We start from the raw sequence: 24,996 nt of genomic DNA, 5'->3' as shown, positions 1-24,996 counted from the left end.
AGCCGGAGTGGAATGTCTGATTAATGGAACAGGACTGTATGTCGGAAGAACTCAATGCTGACAACCAACCGGAGGGAATGCCCCGCAGCCAGGTGATCGGGCTCATCCTCGGAGCCGCGTTTCTTCTGGCGACTATTCTCCTTCCACCTCCTGAAACCATGTCTGGGCAAGCATGGTCCGCCCTCGGATTGATGCTGCTCATGGCGACCTGGTGGTCCACCGAGGCCATTCCGATCCCCGCCACTGCCCTGTTACCGATCGTGCTGGTTCCCGCGCTCGGGCTTGGAACCGTTGGTGAAGCCACCGAGCCCTATGCCAATCCAATCATTTTCCTGTTCCTGGGGGGGTTTACCCTCGGGCTTGCAATGCAGAGGTGGAACCTGCACCGGCGAATCGCCCTGATGACGCTGAAGGCTGTGGGTAGCAAGCCCCGACGCCAGATTGCCGGATTCATGCTGGCCACGGCCTTTCTGAGCATGTGGGTCAGCAATACGGCAACCGCCATTATGATGCTGCCGATTGGTCTGTCGGTGGTAGCCATGATGGATACCAATGATAACCCTGAGGGTGTTCGGCGTTATGCCACGGCCCTGCTGCTGGCTATCGCTTATTCTGCCAGTATCGGTGGCATTGCCACGCTTATTGGCACACCGCCAAATGCCTTGCTGGCCGCTTACCTGAGCGAAAACCAGGGCGTCTCCGTGGGCTTTGCCCAATGGATGCTTCTTGGCGTTCCGGTAACGATCGTAATGCTGGTTCTGGCGTGGTGGTGGCTGACCCGCCGGGACTTCGGTCTTGGCAACTCTGGCGACGGTGGCAAGGCCATTCGGCAAGAGCTTGAGGCGTTGGGCACGCTCGGAAAGGGCGAAAAGCTCGTGGCACTGGTGTTCCTTGTTACGGCAAGTGCCTGGATCTTCAGGCCTCTGTTATCCGACAGATTGATGCCCTGGCTAAGCGACACCGGCATTGCCATTGCTGCGGCCATCGCCATGTTCTTGATCCCGGTGAATACCCGCAACCGTGAATTTCTGCTGGACTGGGAAACTGCAAAGGGTATTCCCTGGGGCGTACTGCTCCTGTTTGGCGGGGGGCTGGCCATGGCCGGCGTGATCAGCAGTTCGGGCCTTGCGGAGTGGATCGCCCAAAGTCTCGGAGTGGCCGGCGCCCTGCCGATGCTCGTCATGATCCTGCTGGTGGTTGGCGTGATCATTTTTCTGACCGAAGTTACCAGCAATACAGCGACTGCGGCGGCGTTTCTGCCGTTGCTGGGGGCGCTGGCCCTTAGTCAGGGGGTGTCGCCGTTGCTACTGACAGTACCGGCTGCAATTGCCGCCAGTTGTGCCTTCATGATGCCGGTGGCTACCCCGCCCAATGCCATCGTGTTCTCCAGTGGCCACATGCAGATCGGCGACATGATCAGAGCCGGGTTCGCCCTGAACCTGCTCGGCATAGTGGTGGTGACTGTCCTGAGCTATCTGCTACTCGGAGTGGTCTTTACCCTCTGACCCTCATCAGGCCCGGCAACCGGGCCTGCCGCCTTATTCCTCCCGATGTCTTGAAGCAGTTCTCAATTCCCCTCCGTAAGGCCCCTCCTGCAGCGACAGATTTGAGGCACAGTTATCTTTAAGGGCGCAGGCTTTTCGGTATCTTACCGTAACAACATGTAACCCGATGAATAACGGGGCCAATAAAAACAGGGACTTCGTCTGACATGCTGCTGGTGCTCGCTGGATCCATTCTTACATTCACCATGGTGCAGGAAGCCACCGTGGTGGAGCCTTTTGAGAAGGGTCAGATTGTTATTGAGCAGGACGTGGATTCGAGCCCGATAAAGTTGCGATCGGATGTCAGGGTCGAGCCACTGGTGGAGCAGAAGTTCCGCAACATCGTTCGTCAGGCCTATGACTACAGCTGCGGAAGTGCAGCGCTGACCACCGTGCTGAACTTCTACCTGGGTCGGACCCTGTCGGAACGTCAGGTCATGGAGGGGCTGCTTCATTACGGCGAAAGCGAACGTATCGTGGAACGTCGCGCCTTTTCCATGCTGGATATGAAGCGACTGGTGACAGCGCTCGGTTATCCCTCAGGCGGCTTCCGGGCAACGATTGATGATCTCAAGGATCTTGATCACCCGGCGATCGTGCCCATCCATCACGCGGGTTTCAAACACTTCGTGGTGTTGAGGACGATTCGCGACGGGCGTGCCTATCTGGCAGACCCCTCGGTAGGGAATATCTCCTTCACGCTGGCTCAGTTCGAGGAAAAGTGGGACGACAATGTGCTCTTCATTGTCTTCCCGGGCAGCGATAAACCACTGGACAACCTCGAGCTGAAGGAAGAAGACCTTCGCTTTGTGGATGACCAGACAATGACCCTTCTGGCGCTGGAAAGGATACCGGCGTTTCACGAGTCCACCCAGCGGCGGATCCAGAATCTGCTTGAACGCCAGAAAAACAATCCCGACGGCAGTGTGGAGAACACCCGCAAGCAGTTGCACTACCGTCGGAACTAATTTACCGGGTAGTCCCGGGTCAGGAACACTACAAATAAAATAAGGGAGTCAGGATGAATCGTTGGTTTGTGCGAGGTTTTATCCTTGTTTCCACGGCAGGTCTGCTTCCGGGCATGGCCCTGGCGCAGGAAGGGAGTGTGGATCAGGCGCGGGAAGCCCTGGCCAAACAAGAGGGCGACGAAGATGCTTCGCAACAACTGGAGGAAGTGTTCCAGGCTGCCGAGAAGAACTATTCGTTGCAGAAAAAGGGCTCTCATTCCCTGAATTACTCGTTCGATTATTCCTACACAGCGGACCAGCGTCTTGACCTGGCCATTACCAATGGATCGGTGAGAAACCTGGATGTGGTGCCATCGGCGACCCACAGCTTTACGAATTCCTTTTCCTACGATTATGGCCTGCTGGACAACCTGACGGTCGGAACCCGAATTCCGCTGGTGGTCAAATACGACACTCAGGATGAGCTCAACGTCTATGACTTTGGCGATATTTCATTTACCGGGCGTTGGCAGCCGTTCGCCTATGTTCCCGGCAGGATGTCGACCACACTGTTTGGCACCCTGTCCACCAAGACCGGCGTCAGTCCTTACGAGATCGATATCAACGAGCAGCTGTCTACTGGTAGCGGTTACTATTCGATCGGCGGCGGCGCAAGCCTTTCCAAAGTCCTCGATCCGGTGGTGATCTTCGGGTCCGTCAGCGCCACCTATAACTTGCCGGCTGAAAACCTGCAGCAGGTAAGGGGTGCGCGGCTTCTTGAAGAGGTGGATCCAGGGTTCGGGCTGTCGGGCTCGGCGGGTTTTGCCTATTCCCTGTCTTACGATATTTCACTGAGTATTTCCGCTCAGCTCAGCTACAGCGATGAAACCATCCTGACTTTCTCCAATGGCGATCAGGCCGTTGCCCAGGACCAGATGACCGGTTTCCTTAGCATGTCATTGGGAACGCGCATCAGCGATACCACTATCGTGAATACCAGTCTCGGGATTGGTCTCACCGAGGACGCCCCGGACTTTTCTCTTGGGGTCTCCCTGCCCATTAACTTCTCCGGTCTCAAAGAGTGATTGGTGTCGTTGACGATCTACGGGAAGGGAAGGACTTCATGGGACAGAAAATCCACAACCGTCAGATTCTCGCGGCGCTGATTGCCACGACCCTATCTTGTGGTGCCCAGGCCCAGCTGGCGCAGAACCTGACCATTCACCCCAAGGCGCTGGCGCTCGGCAATGCCGTGACTGCCGATCCGCCGGGGATCATGGCCATTCACTACAATCCAGCGGGCCTGACCAAACTGGACGGGCGCCAGCTGGAAGTAAACTTGATGAGCGTCTATCTCGACATTGACGCGGACTTCACAGCGCCGGAAGGGTATGAAATTTTCGGTATCGACGGCCTCGAAACGGATCCGCTGACCGGAAAGCAACGGGACCCTGTTGCCAATACTCACAGCCACACCAACAACGTGGCCCTGTATTTGCCCGGATACGGTATTCTTCGCGCGCCTCCGGGGCCGGCGCTGGCCCCTTCGGCGGGGATCAGTATCAACCCGCCGGGCTCGAAACTGACCTTTGGTAATGCGTTCTACCTGCCGCTGGCGGCCGGCTTTTATCGCGACAAGGACGACCCTGGCCGTTATCAGCCCCAGGCCACGGCGCTGCAGCGCACGACTTATCTCTCACCGACGGTCGGTTATGAAATCAATGACGACTGGTCCGTGGGTGCCGGTATCCACCTGTCCCATATGGGAATCGCGGCAGACCAGTACATGCGGGCGCCCAACCTGCTGCTCGGGGTGGCCGAAGTTCTGCAGGACGCATTCAACTGCGAGAGTGGTGACGAGCCCCTGCAGCCCTGGCTAGCGCTTTGTGGCGGTAATGTCGGTCCCTGGGATGACATTGGTGCCCTGAACATCAATGTTCAGGAAACCCTGTCACCCACCTATGCACTAGGGGTGATGTGGGAGCCAACTGATTGGTTCAGCTGGGGGGCGAGCTATACCTCTGAAGCTGAAATGAACATGAAGGGCACCTTCGAAATCCAGTACACCGATGACTGGTCCGGCTTCTGGCAGAGCGTTAACGGATCCGTGCTGGGTGCTATTACCTCGGCGATCCTGAGTCTTCCGTCAGGTGCGCCCAAGGAATCCGGCAACGTCAGTATGGATCTGGTCTACCCCCAGCACTTCCAGACCGGCATCAGCGTTGATGTGCATCCAAAGCTGACCCTCAACGCTGATATCGGCTGGACCGATTATGAACAGTGGGATGCCTTCGTTTTCCGGTTCGACCGCAACCTGGAGTTCCTCAATGCGGCGCGGATCCTGTCACCGGACAATGCCACTCCAAATACCCTGAGGCTGCCTCTGGGTTTCAAGAGCCAGTGGAACTGGGCGTTTGGCATGGAGTTTCATGCGTCTTCCCGTCTGGACCTGCGTGCCGGCGTGGAAATACGGGATTCCGTTATACCGGATGATCAGCGACAGGTCATGGCGCCGTTTGGTGGGGCGAATCTCTACAGCATTGGTATGGGGTACCAGTGGGACAAGGACACCGAGATTGACATGAATCTCAGTTACCTTCACTCGGTGGAGTCGATTCCCGCGGACACCAGCTGTAACGTAAACTGCGACAACATCACCAACATTATTTATAACCCGTATGCGGGGCTCGATATCAAGACATCGCTGCGGGTCGTCATGGCTGGCTTGAGTTTCCGGACCAGGTTCTGAGTGGTGCCATTAACCTGAAGGTAGTCATTTGCAGTAATGAACGCTTCGCTATTGAAAGCCGCTTCGTGCCTTTTCCTGGCCGCCTTGCTCGGAGGCTGCCAGATAGGGGGCTCCACGATCACCGAAAGGGAAGGCTATTTTACCTGGGTAGACGAGCAGGGCAGGGTTCGATATTCGCCGATCGTTGAGTCAGCAACCAGGGGGACGGCTGACCATGCCGGGGCGTCCCGTGATCAAGCGTCCGCTGAGGGACCGGCCCGCTCTGAGAGTGACGCGAGCCCCGAGACAGGGCTGAAAGAAGAAACCGAGTACACGCTTGAAAACTATCCGGATGCCGAAGCGCTTGCGAAAGACGGTTACGTTCGGCCGGGCGAGCGGCAGCCCTATTTCACATGGCGCGACGCCGAGGGCAATGTTCGCGTTAGTTATTACCGACCAGATACCCGCTCTGACCTTGAGAAAGGGCTGGTTGAACCGCCTGTCCAGATCACTGAAGCCAGCGTTTACCAGACAGGCCCCTCTGTAGCGGGCGCAGCTCCCGTAGAGGGTTATGACCCGGACGCCTTCGCGATACTGGGTATTGAAGCTAGAACCGATGACTTTTTTGCCCGGTTTTCAGCCAGCTGTTGTGAATCCATGGATGTCACTGATCGGCAAAGCTGGCAATCGGGAAGGGAGTTTGGCATTTCCCTCTCTGACGACTCAGCCACCCATCCGTTTCTCACAGGCACCAGCCCCTATCAACTGATTGAACTCCCGGACGCGGGCGCGCATCGCAGTCTGGTTATCCGCCTGCGCTCCTATGCCAAAGACGGCGTGTTCGTGCCCTCGCTGGTGTTTCTCGATGAGTCGATGGCACCGTTGAGACTGGTAACAGACCTGGTGATGGATTTTACCCCGGAGAACTGGCATCGGCGCGGTTACCTGGAAGCATGGGTGCCCGCTTTCCCGGGACAGGACGAGCGTTGGCTGGTCCTGTTTACACGAGATGAAGACCTGAACGGTCAGACTGTTATCGAAACCCCCGCCGGCCCCCGCAAAATCCCCCACATCAGGCACGGTGAAATCGGCCTGATGCAGGTGGAGGAATGAGGTTTCAGTCCTCTGGCCTGCTAAGATCCAGCCACTGTTGCGACAGCCAGTAGTAGCTGCCATCGCTTGCAGGGTGGGTGCAGTTGTAACGGAATCTTCTGCTATTGAAGGCTTTAGGGGCCTCTACCGCTACATTGCCATCAGTCACGTTAAAGTCGATACGTCCCTGGCCGGAGGCGAAGCAGGTCAACCTGTTGGCATCAATGGGATCAACCAGCGGGAAAACCAGGGTCGGCGGATTCTCCGAAATCACCCCGTCCGGCAGCGTGCCGGTATCAACAGGGAAGGCTTTGCTGCGAAGCTTGTTTTCAAGGCTTCCCAACTGGCCGTAGGCGTTTGCCATCGGGAAACGCGGCAATCGGGTTTTCTCGGTTTGTTGGCCGATGGCGCCAGATTGCTGGCCAAAACCGTACCAGCCCCGCTCAGTCACTTTGCGCTCCAGTGCTTCGTCGAACTCGCCATAAGGGTACGCAAACATGGGGGCAGGCGCCTTCAATTCCCTTGAGAGGGTCGCCTGGGCTGAGTCGAGACTGCTGGTAACCCTGGCTTGCCAGTCACTCTGACTTTCGTTCGGTTTACGGGCAAGATGCCCATGGTCAGCGCTGTGGTTGGCAATGGTTACGCCCGGTCGTTCGGCCAACTCCCGAATCTGATCCCAGGTCATGTAGCCGGTTCGGCCAACGGCTTCTGTATTTACAAAAATCGTGTAGGGGTAGGCCTTTTCGGCCAGCAGCGGTGCCGCCGTATGGTAGACGGAGTCGTAGGCGTCATCGAAGGTAATGGCGATGCGATTACCTTGTTCATCGGTACCGGCCAGCGTTTTTTCGGTGCCTTCCTGTAGATCCACAACGTCCAGCTCCAGATCCGAGATCATGTCCAGCTGGCCCTCGAACAGGGATACAGACGTGCTGGTCGCGGGCGGCGTTGAATCACTGACATGATGATACTGCAGGACAACGAGGTCTGCCCGGGCCGAGGTTGCGGTCGACATAACCGCGACAGCCAGGGTAATTTTCAGGAATGCTTTGAGCGGCATATCGTCTCCTGTGTTTCTTCGCTCCGACGCGATCAAACCGGCCGGTCAGATGTTGTGACGGAAGTGTGCTTTGAGTACGGCAAAGGCCTGATTCAGATCCTGAATGGTTTCGGTCTTGCCTCCGCGATCCGGGTGGGCGTTCATAACCGCCCGGCGGAAACGCTTCTTGACGGTCGGGAAATCAGAAGGGACAGCCTGGAAGCCCAGTATTTCCGCTGCTTCCCGTGTTTCGCCCTGGGCCGGTGCCTGCCCGGGCGCGCCGGCCCAGAAATCATTCATCATCCGTTGGATCGCTTCCTCCGGCAGACGGTATTGGGAGAGATCCAGATAGAATTGACGAAGCGTGTCGACACTGTCCGGAACGCCCTCGCCACTGACCACACTCTGCTTTTCGATGCGTATATTGAGAGGCGATATCTGGAGGCTTTCGCCGGCCTCGGACAACTGGTCCCGAAGACGGTAGAGTACGTGGAACAGCAGAAAATGAACCGGGTAGAGTTTTTCGGGTTCGCTGAAAACAACGTCTCCAAGCAACTCCCACGGTTGCCCCTGGAGCGCCTTGATCAGCGACAGCTCATTCATGCCCGCCGGTGTTGACCGGATTTCATGCTCAACAGCCACCAGCAGGTGTTGAATCTGCTGCTCCAGGCAGTCATCTTCGTTCACCGCTCCAGGGTAGGACATTTTGATCGGGGCTTGGCTTTCGGTCATGGAGTCCATGGTAGGGTACTCCCGGCCATCAGGGAAGTGCAGCCAGCCGCGGAAGCCCGCCCATGAACAGGGCGGTCGAGAATCGGGTTGCGGTCAACGCTTCAGCTTCCGCTGAATCCGGGTTCCTGTGGGCCCGCCTGGCAAGCGTCAGGCTGGTCTCATAGGCGACGCCGAAAAAAGCGGCACACAGGTATTCATGATCGATCTGCGGAAGCAGTCCCCGCGCCATCGCCTCGCGAACATCGTCTTCCAGGGACAGCATGGTCAGACCGAGAATATCCGAACCAAACAGCTCCCGTAGCGCTCGATCATTTCGGTGCGCGAGCTCGTAAACCAGTGGATCCCGGGCGGTCGCAGTGAATAAAGCCATGTAGGCGTAGTGGATAAAATCTTCTGTGGTGTCCGCAGCGCGCCGATGGCGCGTGAGGTTGTTATTCAGGTTGGTCAGGAAGTCAGTGAGCAGGGCGGCGAAGATGTCCTGCTTGCTGGAGAAATAATTGTAGAAGGTACCGGCGGCAAGACCGGTGCGGCGGACGATGTCGCGGATGGTCGATTTTTCATATCCCCGCTCGCGAAAACATTCCCTCGCCGCGAGCAGAATAGCCCTCCGGTTCCGGATGCGGTTCTGTTCCCGTTTACCAGCGGCTTCTTCACTCGATTGCAACGTATCCATGTTGGTATCCTGTCCCTGAATCCATGTGACGCGTATAATCCCACGTCCATTTAACCTGTGAACGTAGTTGGTATGTCCGAAGCAATGATCGCCAGTGCCGAACAATCCCTCAACTCAGAGCGGGAGCGCCGCCAGAAGCTGGAGTTGAACAAGCTGCAGAAACGTCTGCGCCGCGAAGTCGGGCAGGCGATTGCCGATTTTTCGATGATTGAGGCCGGTGACAAAGTCATGTGCTGCCTCAGCGGCGGAAAAGACTCTTACGCCATGCTCGATATCCTGCTTAACCTGCAGAAGAGCGCGCCTGTCTCGTTCGAGCTGATTGCCGTCAACCTTGACCAGAAACAGCCCGGTTTCCCGGAAGAGGTGTTGCCCGAATACCTGTCCTCCATGGGTATCGAGTACCACATCATCGAAAAGGACACTTACAGTATTGTTAAGGAAAAAGTCCCCGAAGGGAAGACTACCTGCGGTCTGTGTAGCCGGCTACGTCGCGGAATTCTCTATAATTTCGCCGAAGAGCACGGAGTAACCAAGATCGCGCTCGGTCACCATAGGGACGATCTGCTGGAAACCCTGTTCCTGAACATGTTCTATGGCGGCAAACTGAAATCCATGCCGCCAGTTCTGCACAGTGATGATGGCCGCAATACCGTTATCCGGCCGCTGGCTTACAGCCGCGAAAAGGATATCGCCCGCTACGCCGGTCTGAGAGAGTTTCCCATTATTCCCTGCAACCTGTGTGGTTCACAGGAGAACTTGCAGCGCCAGGTTATCAAGGACATGTTCCAGAGCTGGGACAAGCAGCACCCCGGCCGGTTGGAGACCATGTTCCGGGCCATGTGCAATGTGGAGCCGTCGCACCTGGCTGATACCAATCTCTACGATTTCAAGGAAGGCAAGCGCCTGGGTGGCAAGCGCCAGGCCGTGCAGACGGCTGAACCCGAGACCACAACTGACTTCGGTCGCCTGGATGTCCTGAATATCTAGCCAGACGGAACACTAGTGTCCGAACAGATGCAGGAAAGGCAGGGTCCATAGCCCGAAGAGGATAAGCAGTCCACCGGTGACCTTCCGGAACAACTGGTGGCTCTGCAAGCCTCGGATCCAGTTGGCCGCAAAACCTGTTGCGAGCATGGAAGGAAGGGTACCAAGCCCGAAAAACAGCATGGTTAGTGCTGCCGAGCCCACCGTCGGTTGTAGCGCTGCCCATCCGAGAGTGCTGTAAACCAGCCCGCAGGGCAGCCAGCCCCAGAGTGCTCCGAGGGCAAGCGCCTGTCCCCCGTGATTTACCGGCAGGAAGCGACGGGTCAGGGGAGAGAGACGAGCCCAGACTGGAGCGCCGACCCGTTCGACGTAACGAATACCCTGCCACCATTGCCCCATGGATAATCCCATGAAGATCAGCAAAACCCCGGCCAGGCTGCGAAGCACAAGACCGGCCGTGCTCCACTGACTGGCCGCCGTGGTACTGGCCAGCGCGACCAGTGTGGCGATCAGCACATAGCTACCGATGCGCCCAAAGTTGAACGCCAGCAGCATGACCGTCTGTCGTACCCGGAAACCCCGGCCTACAGGCAGTGCCATTGAGAGGGAAGCGCTGATGCCGCCACACATGCCAAGGCAGTGCGTGCTACCAAGGAGTCCTATGAGAAAGGCGCTCGGATAGCTGAGGTAAAGTTCCGGGCTCATCCTTTTTGAGGTTTATCCTCATCCGGATTGCCTGCCTCGCTGACCTCAACGGCTTGCTCTGGGGGAGAAGCCTCTTTCGCGGTCTTGTCAGTGCGGGCGTCGTCCGGAATCATATCTTTATCGTCATCGTAAAGTATCCGATGGGCCGGGCCTTCCAGGTCATCGTACTGGCCGTTCTTGACCGCCCATGAAAAAAGCACGACACCCAGAGTTACCAGGATGAGCATCACCGGAACGAGGAACATTACGATTTTCACAGCGAACCCTCAAAAAACGAGTATAAAGCTACGGTATCAGGACAGCGCCTGTGCGCCAACCGGGGGATTATCCTGATGCGGTTGTGCAGGCGCTTTGCCAAGCCGAAGTGCATTTAACACCACCACCAGGGAACTGAGGGACATCCCGATCGCTGCCAGCCAGGGTGGCACCATGCCTGCGGCAGCCAGGGGCAGCGCACAGACATTGTAGGCCAGGGCCCACCAGAGATTCTGGCGGATGATGCGCCGGGTCTGGCGGCTGGTTTTCAGGGCCTCAACCAACTGCAGCAACTGGCCATTCAAAAGTACCGCATCGGCTTTGAGCTGGGTCAGGTCCGCAGCAGTGCCCATGGCGACCGAGATTCCCGCTCCGGCCATGGACGGAAGATCGTTCAGCCCGTCGCCGACCATCATGATGTGCCTGCCTTCAGATTCAAGTTTCTGCAGTACCGCCAGTTTTTCTTCGGGAGAGGCCTGCCCGATCGCTTCGTCAATGCCCAGCATGCCTGCTACCTGCTCAACATGTCCGGACCGGTCGCCACTCAGGAGCAATGTGCGAATACCAGCGTCCTGAAGAGCTCTGATCGCCGCACGGGCATCGGCTCGGGGTTGGTCGTCCAACCGAAAGCAGGCCAGCCACTCGCGATCCGAAGCGAGCCAGATCTCCATGCCCTGGTGAGGTTCGGCGCTGGGCGCGGGTGTACTGACATGCTGTTGGACAAAACCCCGGTGGCCGATGAACAACGGCCTTTCTCCCAGCTGGCCAGAGAGACCCCCACCGACGTGGTTTTCTACGTTTTCGACGGCTGCGGTGTCACGCCGATGGAATACGCGGGCGATGGGATGCTCGGAATATTTCTCGAGCCCGGCGGCGAGCTTCAGGCAGGTTGTTTCATCCATGCTGCCAACAATATCGATTCCGGTCAGGCTGAGTTCGCCGCGGGTCAATGTCCCGGTTTTGTCGAACACCACGGTATCGATGGTGTTCATTGATTCGAGGGTGTGGCCCCGAGTGGGCAGAAACCCGAGACGGCGCAGCCTGACGGTGGCGGAGGTGATCGCGGTGGGCGTCGCCAGCGACAGAGCACAGGGGCAGGTGACCACCAGTACCGAAAGGGTGATGTCGAAGGCATTATCAGCGCCTGCCAGCCACCAGCCAATCCAGACAACGGGTGCCAGTATCAGTACCCGTCCCACAAATTTCCCCGCCATCCGGTCCGCCATCATTGCGACCTGGGGCTTTTCAGATTGCACCCGATCCAACACCCGGAGAATACCGGACAGCCGCGTTTGAGCACCCGCTTTTACCACCCGGACATCAAGTGGGTTTTCGCCGTTCACACTGCCGGCATGAACCGTATCCCCGGGGTAACGGGTTTCGGGCAGATACTCTCCCGTCAACGCGGCTTCGTTCAGGGTGGACTCGCCCCGCACGATTTCTCCATCCACTGGCAAAGTTTCACCGGGTCGAACCCGAACGATATCTCCCGGGCGAATCTGATGCGCCGGGACTATGTCCGTATCGTCACCGCTCACCAGTGTGGCAACGGTCGGCTGGAACCCCGCAAGGGCGTTTCCGGTCAGGCCGGCTCGGTAGCGGGCCTGCACTTCAATATAACGACCCAACAGCAGGAAGAATGTAAACATGCACACGGACTCGAAGTAGACTTCGTCCCCGCCAACTATTGTTACCCAGGCACTGGCGAGGTAGGCCAGTCCGATTGCAATGGCAACCGGCACATCCATGGTCAGGTGCCGGCTCTGGATGTCCCGGCGAGCGTTCCGGAAAAAGGGGGCGGCGCTGTAGAGAACCACTGGAGTGGCGACCAGCAGGCTGAACCAGCGGAAAAAACTGACAAACTCCGGTGAGAGATCATTGACCAGTTCAAAGTACAACGGAAATGCCAGCATCATGCTCTGGAAAGAGCCGATGCCCGCGATGGCGACCCTGATCAGCATGGAACGGTGTTCCGCCTTCAGGGCTTGTTCTGCCTCGTCTGCCTGATAGGGGCGAGCCGTATAGCCAAGCTCATGGATGGCAATCAAAAGGTCGCTCAGAGGCGCTTGATCCTGGGACCAGACCAGGCGGGCACGCTGTGTGGTGTGATTCACCGAAAAAGATACGACACCAGTTTGCTGCTTCATGTGATTTTCAAGCAGCCAGATACAGGCAGCGCAGGTGATGCCGCCAATCAGCAACTGAGCTTCCTGTGCGCCTTTTACTGGCGCCACGAAGGACTCCTGAACCAGGGGGTGATCCAGTTCCCTCAGGCGGTTCACTTCGGCGTTGGTCAGTTGCTTTGGCGTGACTGCCGGTTCAGTCCGGAAATCGTAAAAACCGGTCAGACCCTCGCTGTGAATCGTCTGGCAAACCGCTTTGCAGCCCTGACAGCAGAAGTGGTGGGTTGTGCCATCAAGCTCGAGGGTAATGGGCGGCTCACCGTCAGCCGGCTCACCGCAATGGAAGCAATCCAGGTGCGTCAACCTTGGGCAGACTCCCCGGCCTTGATGGTAATGCCGCTTTCAGAAGGTAACCAGGTTTCACCCTTAAGGCGCCACTCATTGGCGGGACCTCTGAGGTCATAGTACCAGCGACCATCGATGTCACTGTGCAGTTTCCCGGCAAACCGGCCAGGAGCGATCTGCTGGAACTGGACAGTGCGGTCTTTGTCCGAGAGGGTCGGATGGAACAGGTTGAGAATCAGATACGGGAAGTCCGCGGGACCTTCCACGGTACTCAGGTTGACCGTGACGTTTCGGTTCTGAAAGTCAATCTGGGCTTCCATGCCAAGGTCCGCGGCCTTCTGGTCCCTCGCGATGGACATGTTGATCCCACGACCTTCCTTGGACCAGTCGTCTGTCACCATTGAGTTTTCCGTGTTGATAGCGATGGTAATCGCAACGGCGCAATAAATGATGGACGCACCCGGGAAAATCAGGAGGAACCAGAACCAGGGCTGGCGATACCAGGGTGCAACGGGTGTTTCAGTAGTCATATATCTCTATCTCATTTAGACGTTCGGATGCGCGCGCTGATCAATGATCAGCGCGTTGGACCGACGAATCGACTTTCGGTTTCCAGGCTCAGTGAAGAATCTGACTCTGATTGAGCCCTGAACAGAATGTCGTTATTGGATTCGGTAATGGATTCCGGCGGCACATCGACAACAGTGGGCAGCGCGCGGTTCTCGCCACTCTCTACGGTCACCGAGCTGTCAGTCAGGATACGAATTCCCTCCATCCCGGTCACCGACAGGGAGAAGGTTTGAGGAACCTCTGTCATGTTGGCGATTTTGAGGGTGTAGGAGTTCTCGATACGACCCTCGCCATTGAAGCTGAACAGCGCGCCGCGATCACGCAGAGCATCCATCTGGGCCGGGACCCGGGTGGCAATCGTGAATATGATTGCTGCAATCATCAAAGACAGCACGGCGCCGTAGCCAAAGGTTCTGGGCCGCAGGAGCTTCGAGGTTTTGCCCTCCAGCTCGTTTTCCGTGGTGTAGCGGATCAGGCCCCTGGGGTAATTCATCTTGTCCATGATCTCGTCACAGGCATCGATGCAAAGGGCGCAGCCGATACACTCGTACTGGAGGCCATCTCTGATATCAATGCCGGTGGGGCAGACCTGAACGCACTGACCGCAGTCGATACAGTCCCCCAGGCCCGCTTCCGCAGGATCCACGCCTTTCTTTCGTCCGCCCCGGGGCTCGCCGCGGTTGGGATCGTAAGAGACCACACGGGTATTGGGATCGAACATGACCGACTGGAAACGGGCATAAGGGCACATGTACAGACAAACCTGCTCACGCATCCACCCGGCGTTGAGGTAGGTGGCTACGGTGAAAAAGGCAACCCAGAAATAGGCCCAACCATTGGCCTGCAGGGTAAACAGATCGGTAATCAATTCCCGAATCGGGTAGAAATAGCCGACAAAGGTTAGCCCGGTAGCCAGGGCTATGAGCAACCACACCGCGTGCTTGGCGGATTTCTTGGCGATTTTGTTTGCTGAGCTGGGAGCTTTATCCAGCTTCATCCTTTTGTTTCGGCTGCCTTCAATACGCTCCTCAACCCACATGAATATGAAGGTCCATACGGTTTGGGGGCAAGTGTAGCCACACCAGACCCGGCCAAATAGCGTGGTAATGAAAAACAGACCAAAAGCGCTGATAATCAGCATTCCCGAGAGCAAGATAAAATCTTTCGGGTAGAAAGTCGCCCCGTAAAGGTGGAATTCACGGGCGGGGAGATCGAAATGAATCAGTGGTTGTCCGTCCAGGGTGAACCAGACAAACGCAAAGTACATCCCCATCAGCAGCAAAAGACTGACATTACGGATGCGTTGGAAGAAGCCTTTGACTTCCTTGACGTAAATTTTCTTACGGCTGGCGTATAGCTCGACGGTTCCGGATTTATTGTTGTTGTCGGAGGGGTCAGAGGATGGGTCAACCTGTTTGACCGGAATCTCACTGCTCATCGTTACCTCCAGGAAAATGGTAATGCGGGGCAACAGGCCGTTAGGCTGCTGATCTTTTCAAGCCTGTGCCCGCATCGCAGACACAGGGTTGAAAAGACCGGGCCGGGGCTTGACCCCCCGGCCGGCTGACTCAGTTCGAGAGGCTGTAGACGTAAGCCGCGAGAATCTGAATCTGATCGCCCGAAAGCAGGCGATCCTGAGCGGGCATCATATTCTGACGACCGTTCACGACAGTCTCCTTGATCCACTCATAGGTAGAACCGTAGAGCCAGGTGTTGTCTGTCAGGTTCGGTGCGCCAATGGCCTGATTGCCCTTGCCGTCTGCGCCGTGGCAAGCAACGCAAGCCTGGGCAAACACTTGCTCTCCGGCTTTGGCTGCGTCGGCATCCTTTTCCCGTCCACTGAAACTGAGAACATAGTTAACCACCTGGTCAACTTGTTCGCTGGTCATATTTGGCATCGTTCCCATGGCAGGCATGGCGCCCATACGACCGTTGTGCAGCGTACTCAGGATGGCCTCGGGAGTTCCACCATACAGCCAGTCGTCGTCCGTCAGGTTGGGGAAGCCCACCTGGCCGCGAGCGGCGGAGCCATGGCATACCGCACAATTGTTGGCAAACAGTCGCTGGCCGATTTTCATGGCATCGCTGTTTTCTGCCAACTCGGGCACCGGGGTCTGTCCGTACTGGGCGTAAATCGGCCCGTACTTCTCTTCAGCCTCGGCAACCTCGGCTTCCCATTGGTTGGTCGACGTCCAGCCCAGCAAGCCCTTGAAACTACCCAGACCCGGATAGAGCGCGAGGTATCCCAGCGCAAATACACAGGTAGCGAGGAACAGGTAGAACCACCACTTGGGGAGTGGGTTGTCATATTCCTCAATGCCATCAAAGGAATGGCCCATGGTGCGGTCGGTTTCGGTATCGCTCGTCTGGCTCTTGCGGGTCGCCCAAAGCAGCCACCAGCAGCCAAACACAGTACCCAGCGTGATCACGCTGATCCAGATACTCCAGAAGGTACTCATTGTTTTTTCTCCGCTTTTTCCTGTTCGAGCGTACGCTTTTCCACGTCGTCATCATCGAAGGGCAAGTGTGCGGCCTCGTCGTTGGCTTTCTTGCGGTGGGCGCTGTAAGCCCACCACACGATGCCGAAAAAGGCTGCCATCACCAGAAGTGTGTGAACTCCGCGTAACTCATTGATATCCATTGATTCACCGTCTTTCTGAAATCACTGTGCCCAGTTGTTGCAGGTAAGCGACCAGAGCCTCGATTTCAAATTTGCCTTCCACTTGAGCGGACGCCTCGGCAATCTGCTCATCGGTGTAGGGCACGCCAAGTGTTTGCAGTGTCTCCATCTTCGCAGCAGTCTTGGTGTGGTCTACCTTGTCCTCAAACAGCCACGGGAAGGCCGGCATGTTTGATTCGGGAACCACGCTGCGCGGGTTATAGAGATGCTGGCGTTGCCAGGCGTCCGAATAGCGACCGCCTACACGGGCCAGATCCGGACCGGTGCGCTTGGATCCCCACAGGAACGGGCGGTCATAAACAAACTCGCCCGCAACGGAGTAGTGGCCATACCGCTCAGTCTCCGCACGGAACGGACGGATCTGCTGGGTATGACAAACGTGGCAGCCTTCGCGAATGTAGATGTCCCTGCCTTCCAGCTCAACAGCACTGAGGGGCTCAAGGCCTTCGACAGGCTCATTCACACTCTTCTGGAAGAACAGCGGCACTATTTCCGCCAGAAAGCCGCCACTGATGACCAGGACGATCAGTACGATCATCAGACCAAGGTTCTTTTCGACTATTTCATGTTTCATTCTGATTCTCTCCCGTTACGCCGGCTGTGTTGCCGCGTTGTCCTGCGCAACCGCATCTTTCTGGCGAACGGTCATGTAGACGTTATAAGCCATCAGCAGCATGCCGCTCACGAAAATGGCTCCGCCGATGAAGCGAACAAAGTAACCGGGGTAGGAGGCCTCCAGGGCTTCAACAAAGCTGTATGTCAGGGTGCCGTCTTCGTTGACAGCGCGCCACATCAGGCCTTGCATGATGCCGTTTACCCACATCGCGACGATGTACAGAACAACCCCTACTGTCGCCAGCCAGAAGTGCACGTTGATCAGGGCAGAGCTGTACATCGCCTGAACACCCCAAAGCTTGGGTACCAGGTGATAAACCGCACCGATACTGATCATGGCAACCCAGCCGAGAGCACCGGAGTGAACGTGGCCGATGGTCCAGTCAGTGTTGTGGGAAAGCGCGTTGACAGTCTTGATGGCCATCATCGGGCCTTCGAAAGTGGACATGCCGTAGAACGACAGGGAGACCACGAGGAAGCGCAGAATAGGGTCAGTGCGCAGTTTGTGCCATGCGCCTGAGAGAGTCATCATGCCGTTGATCATGCCGCCCCAGGAAGGTGCCAGCAGAATCAGAGACATTACCATGCCTGCAGTCTGTGCCCAGTCTGGCAGCGCAGAGTAGTGCAGGTGGTGACCACCAGCCCATACGTAGGTTGCGATCAGCGCCCAGAAGTGGACGATTGACAGGCGGTAGGAGTAAACCGGGCGGTTGGCCTGCTTGGGAACGAAGTAGTACATCATCCCGAGGAAGCCGGCGGTCAGGAAAAAGCCAACGGCGTTGTGGCCATACCACCACTGCATCATGGCGTCGGTGACACCTGCGTATGCAGAGTAGGACTTGAAGGCGCTTGCTGGCAGGGCCAGGTTATTGCCGATATGGAGTGCCGCAACCGTAATAATGAAGGCACCGTAGAACCAGTTGGCCACGTAGATGTGCGGGGTGCTGCGCTTCATTACGGTTCCGAAGAACACAAGTGCGTAGGTTACCCAGACAATGGCTATGGCGATATCGATCGGCCATTCGAGTTCGGCATATTCCTTGGAAGAGGTAAGGCCGAGCGGCAGGGTAATGGCTGCCGAGACAATGATCGCTTGCCAACCCCAGAAAGTGAACGACGCCAGACCATCTGAAATCAGACGGGCCTGACAGGTGCGTTGCACGACATAGTAGGAGGTAGCGAAGAGGGCACTTCCACCAAAGCCGAATATGACGGCGTTGGTATGCAGCGGCCGGAGACGGCCGAAGTGGGTGAAGGGCAGGTCGAGGTTGAGGGATGGCCAGACCAGCTGCGCTGCGATCAGCACACCCAGGGACATACCTACAATACCCCATACCACTGTCATGATGGTGAACTGCCTTACCACCTTGTAGTTGTATGTCAGGTTTGCATTTACTGTGCTCATAGCCTTACCAATGGGTTTAAAGTGGGGAAATATGCGGGCGCAAGTATGGAGAAACGATTAGCTGTTTGCAATGACTCAGGTCAAGTCCTGATATCCGTCAAATGCGCCGAAATCAGCAACATGGCTTCCTTTTCAGTGCCGTTATTGGAGTTGTTTCAGCGAAGGGAATGTGTGTTGCCTGAGTGCAATGATAGTCGCTTAACTGGATGAGGTGAATTCTGTGGAGTTGATTAAGACCAAAGGCTATGGGAATGAGCCGAAAGTTGTACTGATTTTGGCACACGGCGCCGGTGCGCCGGCCGATTCGACCTTCATGGAGGAGCTTTCGGCAGCCCTGGAGCAAGAGGGCATTGAGACAGTACGTTTTGAGTTTCCGTATATGCAGAAAAGGCGTCTGGATGGAAAAAAGCGACCGCCCGACAGAGAGAGCGTGTTGCTGGACTGCTTTACCCGGGTGGTCGACCAGGTTCTATCAGATTGCGGATCTGGCAGCAGGGTACTGGTGGGTGGTAAATCCATGGGTGGACGCATGGCAAGCATCCTGGCGAGCCGTCGGGAAGGTATTGATGGTGTCGCCTGCTTTGGTTATCCCTTCCATCCGCCCGGTAAGCCTGACCGCTGGCGTACCGGGCACTTCCAGGATGTGAGCTGCCCTATGCTGGTGCTTCAGGGGACAAGGGATCCATTCGGGAAACCGTCCGAGATGGCTGGCCATGAGCAGGAGTTGGAGGGGATCCGTTTGCACTGGCTGGAAGGGGGTAATCATGATTTCCAACCGCTGAAAAGCCAGCCACAGACCCAAAAGGAGCTGATCGTGGCGGCTGCCCGGGAAACCCGGATCTTTGTGGACGAGCGGCTTTGAGTCTCATCTCTACTGCACCCCGACAGCCTCAGAGAGCTCAGCGCGGTTGCGGCCCCTGCTTTTTGCACGGTACAGAGCCTCATCGGCCCGTTCGAACAGTTGGTTCTGAGTCTCTCCGGAGACGAGTGACGCGATACCTGCGCTGAGGGTTATTTTCACTTTGTTGCCGTCTGGGGAGAGCAGTGGCGTCCTGGCGATGTCTTGCAGCAATGCAGAACAGACATTCAAAGCTCCGTTTGCATCGGTTCCGGGCAGCAGTAACGCAAACTCCTCACCACCGAATCGGATGGCAACATCCCGGGGACGTTTCACGTGCCGGGTCAGCATTTCGGCGATGAACTGAAGGCAGCTGTCCCCAAAGCCATGGCCCCAGGTGTCGTTAATGTTCTTGAAATGGTCGGCATCGACCAGCGCCAGGGTCAGTGGCTGGGACGTGCGCCGAGCTTCGGCGCACAATTCCGGGAATATGTTGTTCAGGTGCCTTCGATTGTAAAGGCCGGTCAGGGCGTCGTTCAGGCTCAGTGTCGATAGCTTGCGGTTGGCCTTTTCCAGTTCCCGCATGGTGTTCCGCAGCTGCGCGGTACGTTCATGCACCTTGAATTCCAGTTCTGTCCTTGCATTGTGTTCCACGTCCAGAAGCTTCTGGTTCAGCAGGCGCCACCTTTGCACCATCGCATAGTTCAGCAGGATCACCTGTCCTCCCACTGCTGATTGCATCAGCGCCTCCCGTGCAAGAAAGTCATGCAGATAGCCAAAAGCCGCCAGGGCATAAATCAGACCACCAACGAGCATGATCAGCCAGGCCAGCAGATACCACATGGCCGGCTGATACCCCTGTTTCCAACGAACCGCTGCGATGATGAACAGGCTTGAAATAACCGTCAGTGCAAGAACGGTATTTAGGAGAATGGTTTTGTTGTAGGGCAGTATCAGTGTCAGTGCCAGGAAGCCAATGCAGAACCAGGCTTGCCCCTTGAGGACCGTTTCCGAGATGGTTCCGCGGTCTACTTCCAGGAAGGACCGGCCGAAAAGGATCATGGCCAGGGCGCAAAGGGACAAGGACAAGGGGATGGATGTATTGGCAAAGCCTGGGTTGTCTGGCCAGAAGTACTGGTTCGCGAAGCCGCCCATGGCGAACAGAAAGAGACCGAGTGCTGCCAAGTAAAACGCGTTGTAGAAGTAATAGCCGGTCCCGGAGCTGAAAAACAGCAGCAGGTTGAAGACCGCAAAGACCAGGAGCGCGCCGTAGAATAGCCCGTGGGTCAACGTCAGATGATTACTGCGGGCAATGACTTCCGCCGGGGTTTCAAAGCTGAGCGGCACGTTCAGAGCGCCATTGCTGTGGATCCTGATCGTCAGGGACCGGGTTTCACCGCCATCCAGTGTGACGGGAAGCAGAAAGTACCGGTAGTCTACCGCCCTGGACCCGAAAGGCCGCTGATCTCCGGTAACCAGTGTCTCTGTAGTATCATTCCCCGTCTGCCAGAATGTGACTTCGTCCAGCAGCGGGTAGTTGAGTTTCAGGTACCAGGCGGCCCGCTCAGCGCCTGAGTTCCTGACGTGCAGGTGTACCCAGTAAACGGATTTGGTGTGGCTGAATACCAGGTCCCGGCCGTTTGCAGGCGTCCAATTGATATTTCGGGGGAGTTGGTCCGGATTCCTTGCTTCATGTCCGGGCGCGCCCGGCGGCGCACTGTAATAGCAAACGTATTGCATCAGAGAAGCGCGGGCAGCAGTATCGGTGGCCTCGAGGACAGGGCAGTCCGACGCCATCGAACCCGTGTCTGGCAGCGCCAGGGCAGGGGCCAGCAAAAGGCAGAGAATGGCAATCAAACGCAAAACGGACGACATTCATGGCTTCCCGCGGTTATCAGAGCGGGAAGTGTAGCCAGAGAAGACAATCTAAGCTGTTAAACAGTTTCAACTTTTACGGGTTGGTCTCCGACCCTGATTCAGGAAATGCATGGAACAGATTCTTGTGTTTTGCCGGCCAGGCTTTGAAACCGAAGCCGGCCGTGAAATGACTGACTCAGCCTCGGAGCGAGGCATTTTCGGGTATTTTGAGCCCCTGAAAGACCAGGGGCTGGTGCGCTTCTATCCGGCAGCTCCGGAAACTGCCGATGATGTGATGGCTCGTCTGCCTCTTGAGGAGCTGGTCTTCGTCCGTGACTGGATTGTCGTTCTCGGGCAATTCAGCCTGCCAGAGACTGACAGGGTCGGTGCTGTTATCGAGGGAATCCGTGGACTTGGGCGCGGTTTTCCGGGTTGTGCGCGGCTGGAAGTCCGGTTACCGGAAAACAACGCGGATGGAGACCTTGGAAACTTTGCCCGAAAGTGGGTGTCTCCGCTCTCCCGCGGTTTGCGAGGAGCCGGCCTCCTGAAGGCTGACCAGAATGCTCCTGCGCCGGCTCGTCTGGAGGTTTTCCTCCCCGATTTTACGTCGGCGGTCGTCGGTTTCAGTCTGGCGGATAACCGGGCACGTTACGTTGGTGGCATCCCGCGCCTGCGGCTGCCGGCATCAGCGCCCAGTCGTTCTGCCCTCAAGCTCGAAGAGGCCTGGAAGGTGTTTCTGCCCCCGGAACAGGAGCTGGACTACCTTGGTGGTGGCAAGAAGGCCGCGGATCTTGGGGCCGCTCCAGGCGGATGGACCTGGCAGCTTGTGCATCAGGGGATGATGGTAACCGCAGTGGACAACGGCCCAATGAACCCTGAATTGATGGCCTCTGGACAGGTGGAGCATGTTGAGGCGGATGGTTATGGTTGGCGGCCAAGGCGCGGCATCGACTGGATGGTCTGCGACATTGTGGATCAGCCCCGGAAAACGGCAAAATTGGCTGTGACCTGGCTAGGTGAAGGCCTTTGCCGTTACACGGTTTTCAATCTGAAGTTGCCTATGAAAAAGCGCTATGACGAGTGGCTGATTTGCCGGGACATTCTCGTTGATGGCTTGAAAGAGGCGGGCATCGGTTTTCGCCTTAAAGCCCGCCACCTTTACCATGACAGGGAAGAAATAACCTGCTTCATCGAGCGGACGGGTTAAAAGGCGCTTTGCTCCAGCACTGTAATGTGCTCTTCTTCGTCCATCATGGGGATAAGCTCCAGCATGAGTTCACGGCGCTCATCGGAGTGAAACCATCGATCCCAGTCTGCTTCGGAGCGCCAGTTCGCCAGTGTTATCCGGTGATTGGGGTCGTGGCTGTCGAGCAGGGTTTCGCCAGAAATGAAACCGGGGGCGCTGACAGCCTGCTGCAGAACCTTGCGCGACCGTTCTTCGTAGGCTGTTTCAAGGGTTTCGGCAATATGGCGTTCGATCAGAACCCGGATCATGAGAAACCTCCAAGTGGTTTAACTGTTATAAACAATAATTTAGCAGGTTTTTACGAAAAATCAGGTTCATTGACAGGAGACGACGTGTGACCGCAACTGACTACGACCTTGAGCTGGACGCCCGGGGCCTTTTCTGCCCGGAACCGGTCATGATGCTTCATAATCGGATCAACGATGTCCAACCTGGTGGCGTGTTGCGGGTTGTGGCGACAGACCCCTCTACCACCCGGGACATACCGAGGTTCTGCCAGTTTCTCGGCCATGAACTGGTGAAACAGCTGGAAGAGGACGATCTGTTTATCTACCTGATACGCCGGGGACAATAGCGATTTGCCAGTCAGACTTCCGGCTGCAGCGTCTGCAGGTGACCAAGGAATTCCTCCCGATCCATTTCGCCCAGCACTCTTCGTTGGGCAAGTTCTTGCCCGTTGCTGCCATAAAATAGTATGGCTGGCGGCCCGAACAGACCCAGTTCGTCCAGCATGGCCTGCTGCTCGGGCGTGTTGTCTGTCATGTCGATCTGAAGCAGGGTGAAGGGGCTGAGCGCCTGGATTACATCCGGTTTGCTGAAAACATTGCGTTCCATCACCTTGCACGAGATGCACCAGTCGGCGTAGAAATCGAGCAGCACGGGCCGGCCCTGCTCACGAGCCTGTTCTAGCATCGCCTGAATATCCGCTGGGCGTTCGACCCGCACGAAATCAGCGTGCTGAATGCCAGCGGTCCCAATGCCGCCTGACGATGCTGAGGCGATGGTGAATGGTGCCAGAGGTTTTAATGGGTCATTGGCGCCACCCACGGCGCCTGCCAGTAACGCCAGACCATAGGCGAAGAGGACCAGGCCCAGACCTTTACGAGTGCGCTCCCAGCCCGCCTTGGCAGCGTCAAAGGCCCCCAGTTGAACGCCGGTGATGGCGACCAGGAGGCCCCACAGGGTCAATGCCAGCCACCCCGGCACCAGGCGCTCTACCAGCCAGATGGCCACGGCCAGCAACATCACACCATAAAAGTGCTTCACGGCGGTCATCCAGTGGCCGGTTGTTGGCAGGAGTTTCCGGCCACCCACCGCCACCAGAATCAGAGGAATGCCCATTCCAAGTCCGAGCGCAAACAGGGCAACCCCGCCGATTACGGCGTCCTGGGTCGTCGAGATGTACAGCAGGCTGCCAGCGAGTGGCGCAGATACGCAGGGCGATACGATCAGCGCTGACAGGGCGCCGATACCGAAAATACTGAATACCCGACTCCCCGTGAGCCGGTGACTGGCATCATTGAGTGGTTCGCGAATAAAGCGAGGCAGCTGGATTTCGAACAGATCGAACATCGACAGTGCGAAAACGACAAACATCAGCGCAAAGACGCTCAGAACCCAGGGTGACTGCAATTGTGCCTGAAGATTGAAGCTGGCCCCCAGCAGGCCGGTCAGCACGCCGGCCGCAGCGTATGTGAGTGCCATGCCCAGCACATAGCTACCGGACAGGAGCAGGGCATGGCCGGTTGTCCGGGTGTTTCTGCCGGAAACCAGTGAGGAAATAATCGGGACCATGGGCAACACACAGGGGGTGAAGGTGAGTCCCAACCCGAGGAGCAAAAATACACCGGCAATGACCAGGGTGGATTGCTGGGCCAGGAAGCCGGCGAGGCCGGTGGCGGTTTCCGTGTCGACGGGAACACTGTCGCCTGACGCAAAACCAGGTGTTGCGGCGGTCTGTGAGCCGGATCCGCCGCTACCCTGGTAGAAGAGCACATCCCGGGTCTGGGGCGGGTAACACAAGCCTGCTTTGGCGCAGCCCTGGTAGGTTACCTGAAGTTCGGCTTCCCGAAGGCCAGCAGGCAGCGCGACAGGCACACGGGCGTCAACGGGATCAAAGAAAACGGTGGTTTTGCCGAAGAATTCGTCCTCGGTCACCGTGCCTGGCGCCGAGAAAGTGGGTTCGCCCAGGCTTACCTCGGGATTTGTAGCGGTGATGCTGATCCGGTCGCGATACAGGTAGTGCCCGGGCGTGATATTCCAGGAGAGAACCACGGTGTCAGCGTTGGTTGAAAAACTGAAGGGCAGCGCTTCGTCGACGGGCAGAAAGTCGCTACCCTGGCCACCGAAAAGCAAGCCTCCATTGCCGCCGAGTGCCCAGGCGGAGGGGGAACTCAAACACACAAGGGCGAGTGCCAGAATCAGGCCCAGAGGATTTGCCCATTGGCGTTTTATCGTCGTTACTGCAGCAAAAGCCATCATTGATTGTAAGATTTCCCGGTTGGTGTCTCTCTGTTCAGAGTCTTTTCAATTGCGACTGTTACACCGCAATCGGCGCCGGCGCACGCCAGCCATGGACACTACGTGACTGACAAAGTTCCCTCTGGTATTGGGGGCGGTAA

The 24,996-nt window shown here is 57.0% G+C and carries 24 protein-coding genes; 9 read left to right on the top strand and 15 right to left on the bottom strand.

Annotated elements, in window-relative coordinates; translation table 11 throughout:
- Positions 1 to 38 precede the first annotated feature (38 nt).
- From HP15_RS10575 to HP15_RS10555, 5 genes are all read left to right on the top strand, one after another.
- Entirely contained in the window at positions 39 to 1,505 is a 1,467-nt protein-coding gene (locus HP15_RS10575; protein WP_041646258.1) for an SLC13 family permease, read from the top strand.
- Between the two features lie 206 nt (positions 1,506 to 1,711).
- A complete protein-coding gene (locus tag HP15_RS10570) occupies positions 1,712 to 2,512 on the top strand; it encodes a C39 family peptidase (protein ID WP_014577465.1) in 801 nt (266 codons plus the stop codon).
- Between the two features lie 53 nt (positions 2,513 to 2,565).
- On the top strand, positions 2,566 to 3,576 hold the full coding sequence (locus tag HP15_RS10565) for a hypothetical protein (protein ID WP_014577464.1): 1,011 nt from the start codon (positions 2,566 to 2,568) through the stop codon (positions 3,574 to 3,576).
- 38 nt (positions 3,577 to 3,614) lie between these two features.
- Entirely contained in the window at positions 3,615 to 5,240 is a 1,626-nt protein-coding gene (locus HP15_RS10560) for an OmpP1/FadL family transporter (RefSeq protein WP_041645286.1), read from the top strand.
- A 36-nt stretch (positions 5,241 to 5,276) separates the two neighbouring features.
- Positions 5,277 to 6,332: a MalM family protein gene (locus tag HP15_RS10555; RefSeq protein WP_014577462.1), complete on the top strand. Its 1,056-nt coding sequence runs from the start codon at positions 5,277 to 5,279 to the stop codon at positions 6,330 to 6,332.
- A gap of 4 nt (positions 6,333 to 6,336) precedes the next feature.
- Here the strand turns inward: HP15_RS10555 and HP15_RS10550 are convergent, their stop codons facing one another.
- Genes HP15_RS10550 through HP15_RS10540 form a run of 3 tightly spaced genes read right to left on the bottom strand, consistent with a single transcriptional unit; the run spans position 6,337 to position 8,752 of the window.
- Positions 6,337 to 7,368, bottom strand: a complete 1,032-nt coding sequence (locus HP15_RS10550) for a polysaccharide deacetylase family protein (RefSeq protein ID WP_014577461.1) — start codon at positions 7,366 to 7,368, stop codon at positions 6,337 to 6,339.
- A 45-nt stretch (positions 7,369 to 7,413) separates the two neighbouring features.
- On the bottom strand, positions 7,414 to 8,088 hold the full coding sequence (locus tag HP15_RS10545) for a DNA-J related domain-containing protein (RefSeq protein WP_014577460.1): 675 nt from the start codon (positions 8,086 to 8,088) through the stop codon (positions 7,414 to 7,416).
- A gap of 19 nt (positions 8,089 to 8,107) precedes the next feature.
- Positions 8,108 to 8,752 carry a TetR/AcrR family transcriptional regulator gene (locus HP15_RS10540; RefSeq protein ID WP_014577459.1) on the bottom strand — a complete coding sequence of 215 codons (645 nt, stop codon included), beginning with the start codon at positions 8,750 to 8,752 and terminating at the stop codon, positions 8,108 to 8,110.
- Positions 8,753 to 8,824: 72 nt separating this feature from the next.
- Between HP15_RS10540 and ttcA the strand changes: the two genes are divergently transcribed.
- Entirely contained in the window at positions 8,825 to 9,739 is a 915-nt protein-coding gene (gene ttcA / locus HP15_RS10535; RefSeq protein WP_014577458.1) for a tRNA 2-thiocytidine(32) synthetase TtcA, read from the top strand.
- A 12-nt stretch (positions 9,740 to 9,751) separates the two neighbouring features.
- Here ttcA and HP15_RS10530 read toward each other — a convergent pair whose 3' ends face one another.
- The 9 genes from HP15_RS10530 to ccoN all read right to left on the bottom strand — a co-directional run bounded on the left by HP15_RS10530 (position 9,752) and on the right by ccoN (position 18,434).
- Positions 9,752 to 10,441, bottom strand: coding sequence for a sulfite exporter TauE/SafE family protein (locus HP15_RS10530; protein WP_041645285.1), 690 nt, complete (start codon positions 10,439 to 10,441; stop codon positions 9,752 to 9,754).
- Entirely contained in the window at positions 10,438 to 10,698 is a 261-nt protein-coding gene (gene ccoS, locus HP15_RS10525; protein WP_041645284.1) for a cbb3-type cytochrome oxidase assembly protein CcoS, read from the bottom strand. Before ccoS ends, HP15_RS10530 begins: the two co-directional genes overlap by 4 nt.
- A gap of 36 nt (positions 10,699 to 10,734) precedes the next feature.
- The gene (locus HP15_RS10520; RefSeq protein ID WP_014577455.1) at positions 10,735 to 13,182 is read right to left on the bottom strand and encodes a heavy metal translocating P-type ATPase; all 2,448 of its coding nucleotides are present in this window, start codon (positions 13,180 to 13,182) and stop codon (positions 10,735 to 10,737) included.
- Complete coding sequence (locus HP15_RS10515; protein WP_014577454.1) at positions 13,179 to 13,694, bottom strand: FixH family protein; 516 nt, start codon at positions 13,692 to 13,694, stop codon at positions 13,179 to 13,181. Before HP15_RS10515 ends, HP15_RS10520 begins: the two co-directional genes overlap by 4 nt.
- 47 nt (positions 13,695 to 13,741) lie before the next feature.
- Positions 13,742 to 15,172, bottom strand: a complete 1,431-nt coding sequence (ccoG, locus tag HP15_RS10510) for a cytochrome c oxidase accessory protein CcoG (protein WP_014577453.1) — start codon at positions 15,170 to 15,172, stop codon at positions 13,742 to 13,744.
- Between the two features lie 130 nt (positions 15,173 to 15,302).
- Positions 15,303 to 16,193, bottom strand: coding sequence for a cytochrome-c oxidase, cbb3-type subunit III (gene ccoP / locus HP15_RS10505; protein WP_014577452.1), 891 nt, complete (start codon positions 16,191 to 16,193; stop codon positions 15,303 to 15,305).
- Entirely contained in the window at positions 16,190 to 16,375 is a 186-nt protein-coding gene (locus HP15_RS10500) for a CcoQ/FixQ family Cbb3-type cytochrome c oxidase assembly chaperone (protein WP_014577451.1), read from the bottom strand. The genes ccoP and HP15_RS10500 overlap by 4 nt, the downstream gene beginning before the upstream one ends.
- 4 nt (positions 16,376 to 16,379) lie before the next feature.
- Positions 16,380 to 16,988 (bottom strand): cytochrome-c oxidase, cbb3-type subunit II, encoded by a 609-nt coding sequence (ccoO, locus tag HP15_RS10495; RefSeq protein WP_014577450.1) that lies wholly within the window; start codon positions 16,986 to 16,988, stop codon positions 16,380 to 16,382.
- A gap of 15 nt (positions 16,989 to 17,003) precedes the next feature.
- Complete coding sequence (ccoN, locus tag HP15_RS10490; protein ID WP_014577449.1) at positions 17,004 to 18,434, bottom strand: cytochrome-c oxidase, cbb3-type subunit I; 1,431 nt, start codon at positions 18,432 to 18,434, stop codon at positions 17,004 to 17,006.
- A gap of 220 nt (positions 18,435 to 18,654) precedes the next feature.
- On the opposite strand from ccoN, the gene HP15_RS10485 reads away from it, so the two are divergent.
- Entirely contained in the window at positions 18,655 to 19,296 is a 642-nt protein-coding gene (locus HP15_RS10485) for an alpha/beta family hydrolase (RefSeq protein WP_014577448.1), read from the top strand.
- A gap of 9 nt (positions 19,297 to 19,305) precedes the next feature.
- Here the strand turns inward: HP15_RS10485 and HP15_RS10480 are convergent, their stop codons facing one another.
- Complete coding sequence (locus HP15_RS10480; protein ID WP_014577447.1) at positions 19,306 to 21,147, bottom strand: sensor domain-containing diguanylate cyclase; 1,842 nt, start codon at positions 21,145 to 21,147, stop codon at positions 19,306 to 19,308.
- 112 nt (positions 21,148 to 21,259) lie between these two features.
- Here HP15_RS10480 and rlmM point away from each other — a divergent pair, with 112 nt between their 5' ends.
- The gene (gene rlmM / locus HP15_RS10475) at positions 21,260 to 22,336 is read left to right on the top strand and encodes a 23S rRNA (cytidine(2498)-2'-O)-methyltransferase RlmM (protein ID WP_014577446.1); all 1,077 of its coding nucleotides are present in this window, start codon (positions 21,260 to 21,262) and stop codon (positions 22,334 to 22,336) included.
- Here rlmM and HP15_RS10470 read toward each other — a convergent pair.
- Entirely contained in the window at positions 22,333 to 22,623 is a 291-nt protein-coding gene (locus tag HP15_RS10470) for an antibiotic biosynthesis monooxygenase family protein (RefSeq protein WP_014577445.1), read from the bottom strand. The two genes, rlmM and HP15_RS10470, sit on opposite strands and share 4 nt — an antisense overlap.
- Positions 22,624 to 22,709: 86 nt before the next feature.
- Between HP15_RS10470 and tusA the strand changes: the two genes are divergently transcribed.
- Entirely contained in the window at positions 22,710 to 22,949 is a 240-nt protein-coding gene (gene tusA / locus HP15_RS10465) for a sulfurtransferase TusA (RefSeq protein ID WP_014577444.1), read from the top strand.
- Positions 22,950 to 22,960: 11 nt separating this feature from the next.
- Here tusA and dsbD read toward each other — a convergent pair whose 3' ends face one another.
- Entirely contained in the window at positions 22,961 to 24,856 is a 1,896-nt protein-coding gene (gene dsbD, locus HP15_RS10460) for a protein-disulfide reductase DsbD (protein ID WP_014577443.1), read from the bottom strand.
- Positions 24,857 to 24,996 lie beyond the last annotated feature (140 nt).

This window comes from Marinobacter adhaerens HP15 (assembly GCF_000166295.1).
Lineage (GTDB): Bacteria > Pseudomonadota > Gammaproteobacteria > Pseudomonadales > Oleiphilaceae > Marinobacter > Marinobacter adhaerens.
This window is presented reverse-complemented; position numbering and strand designations above follow the sequence as displayed.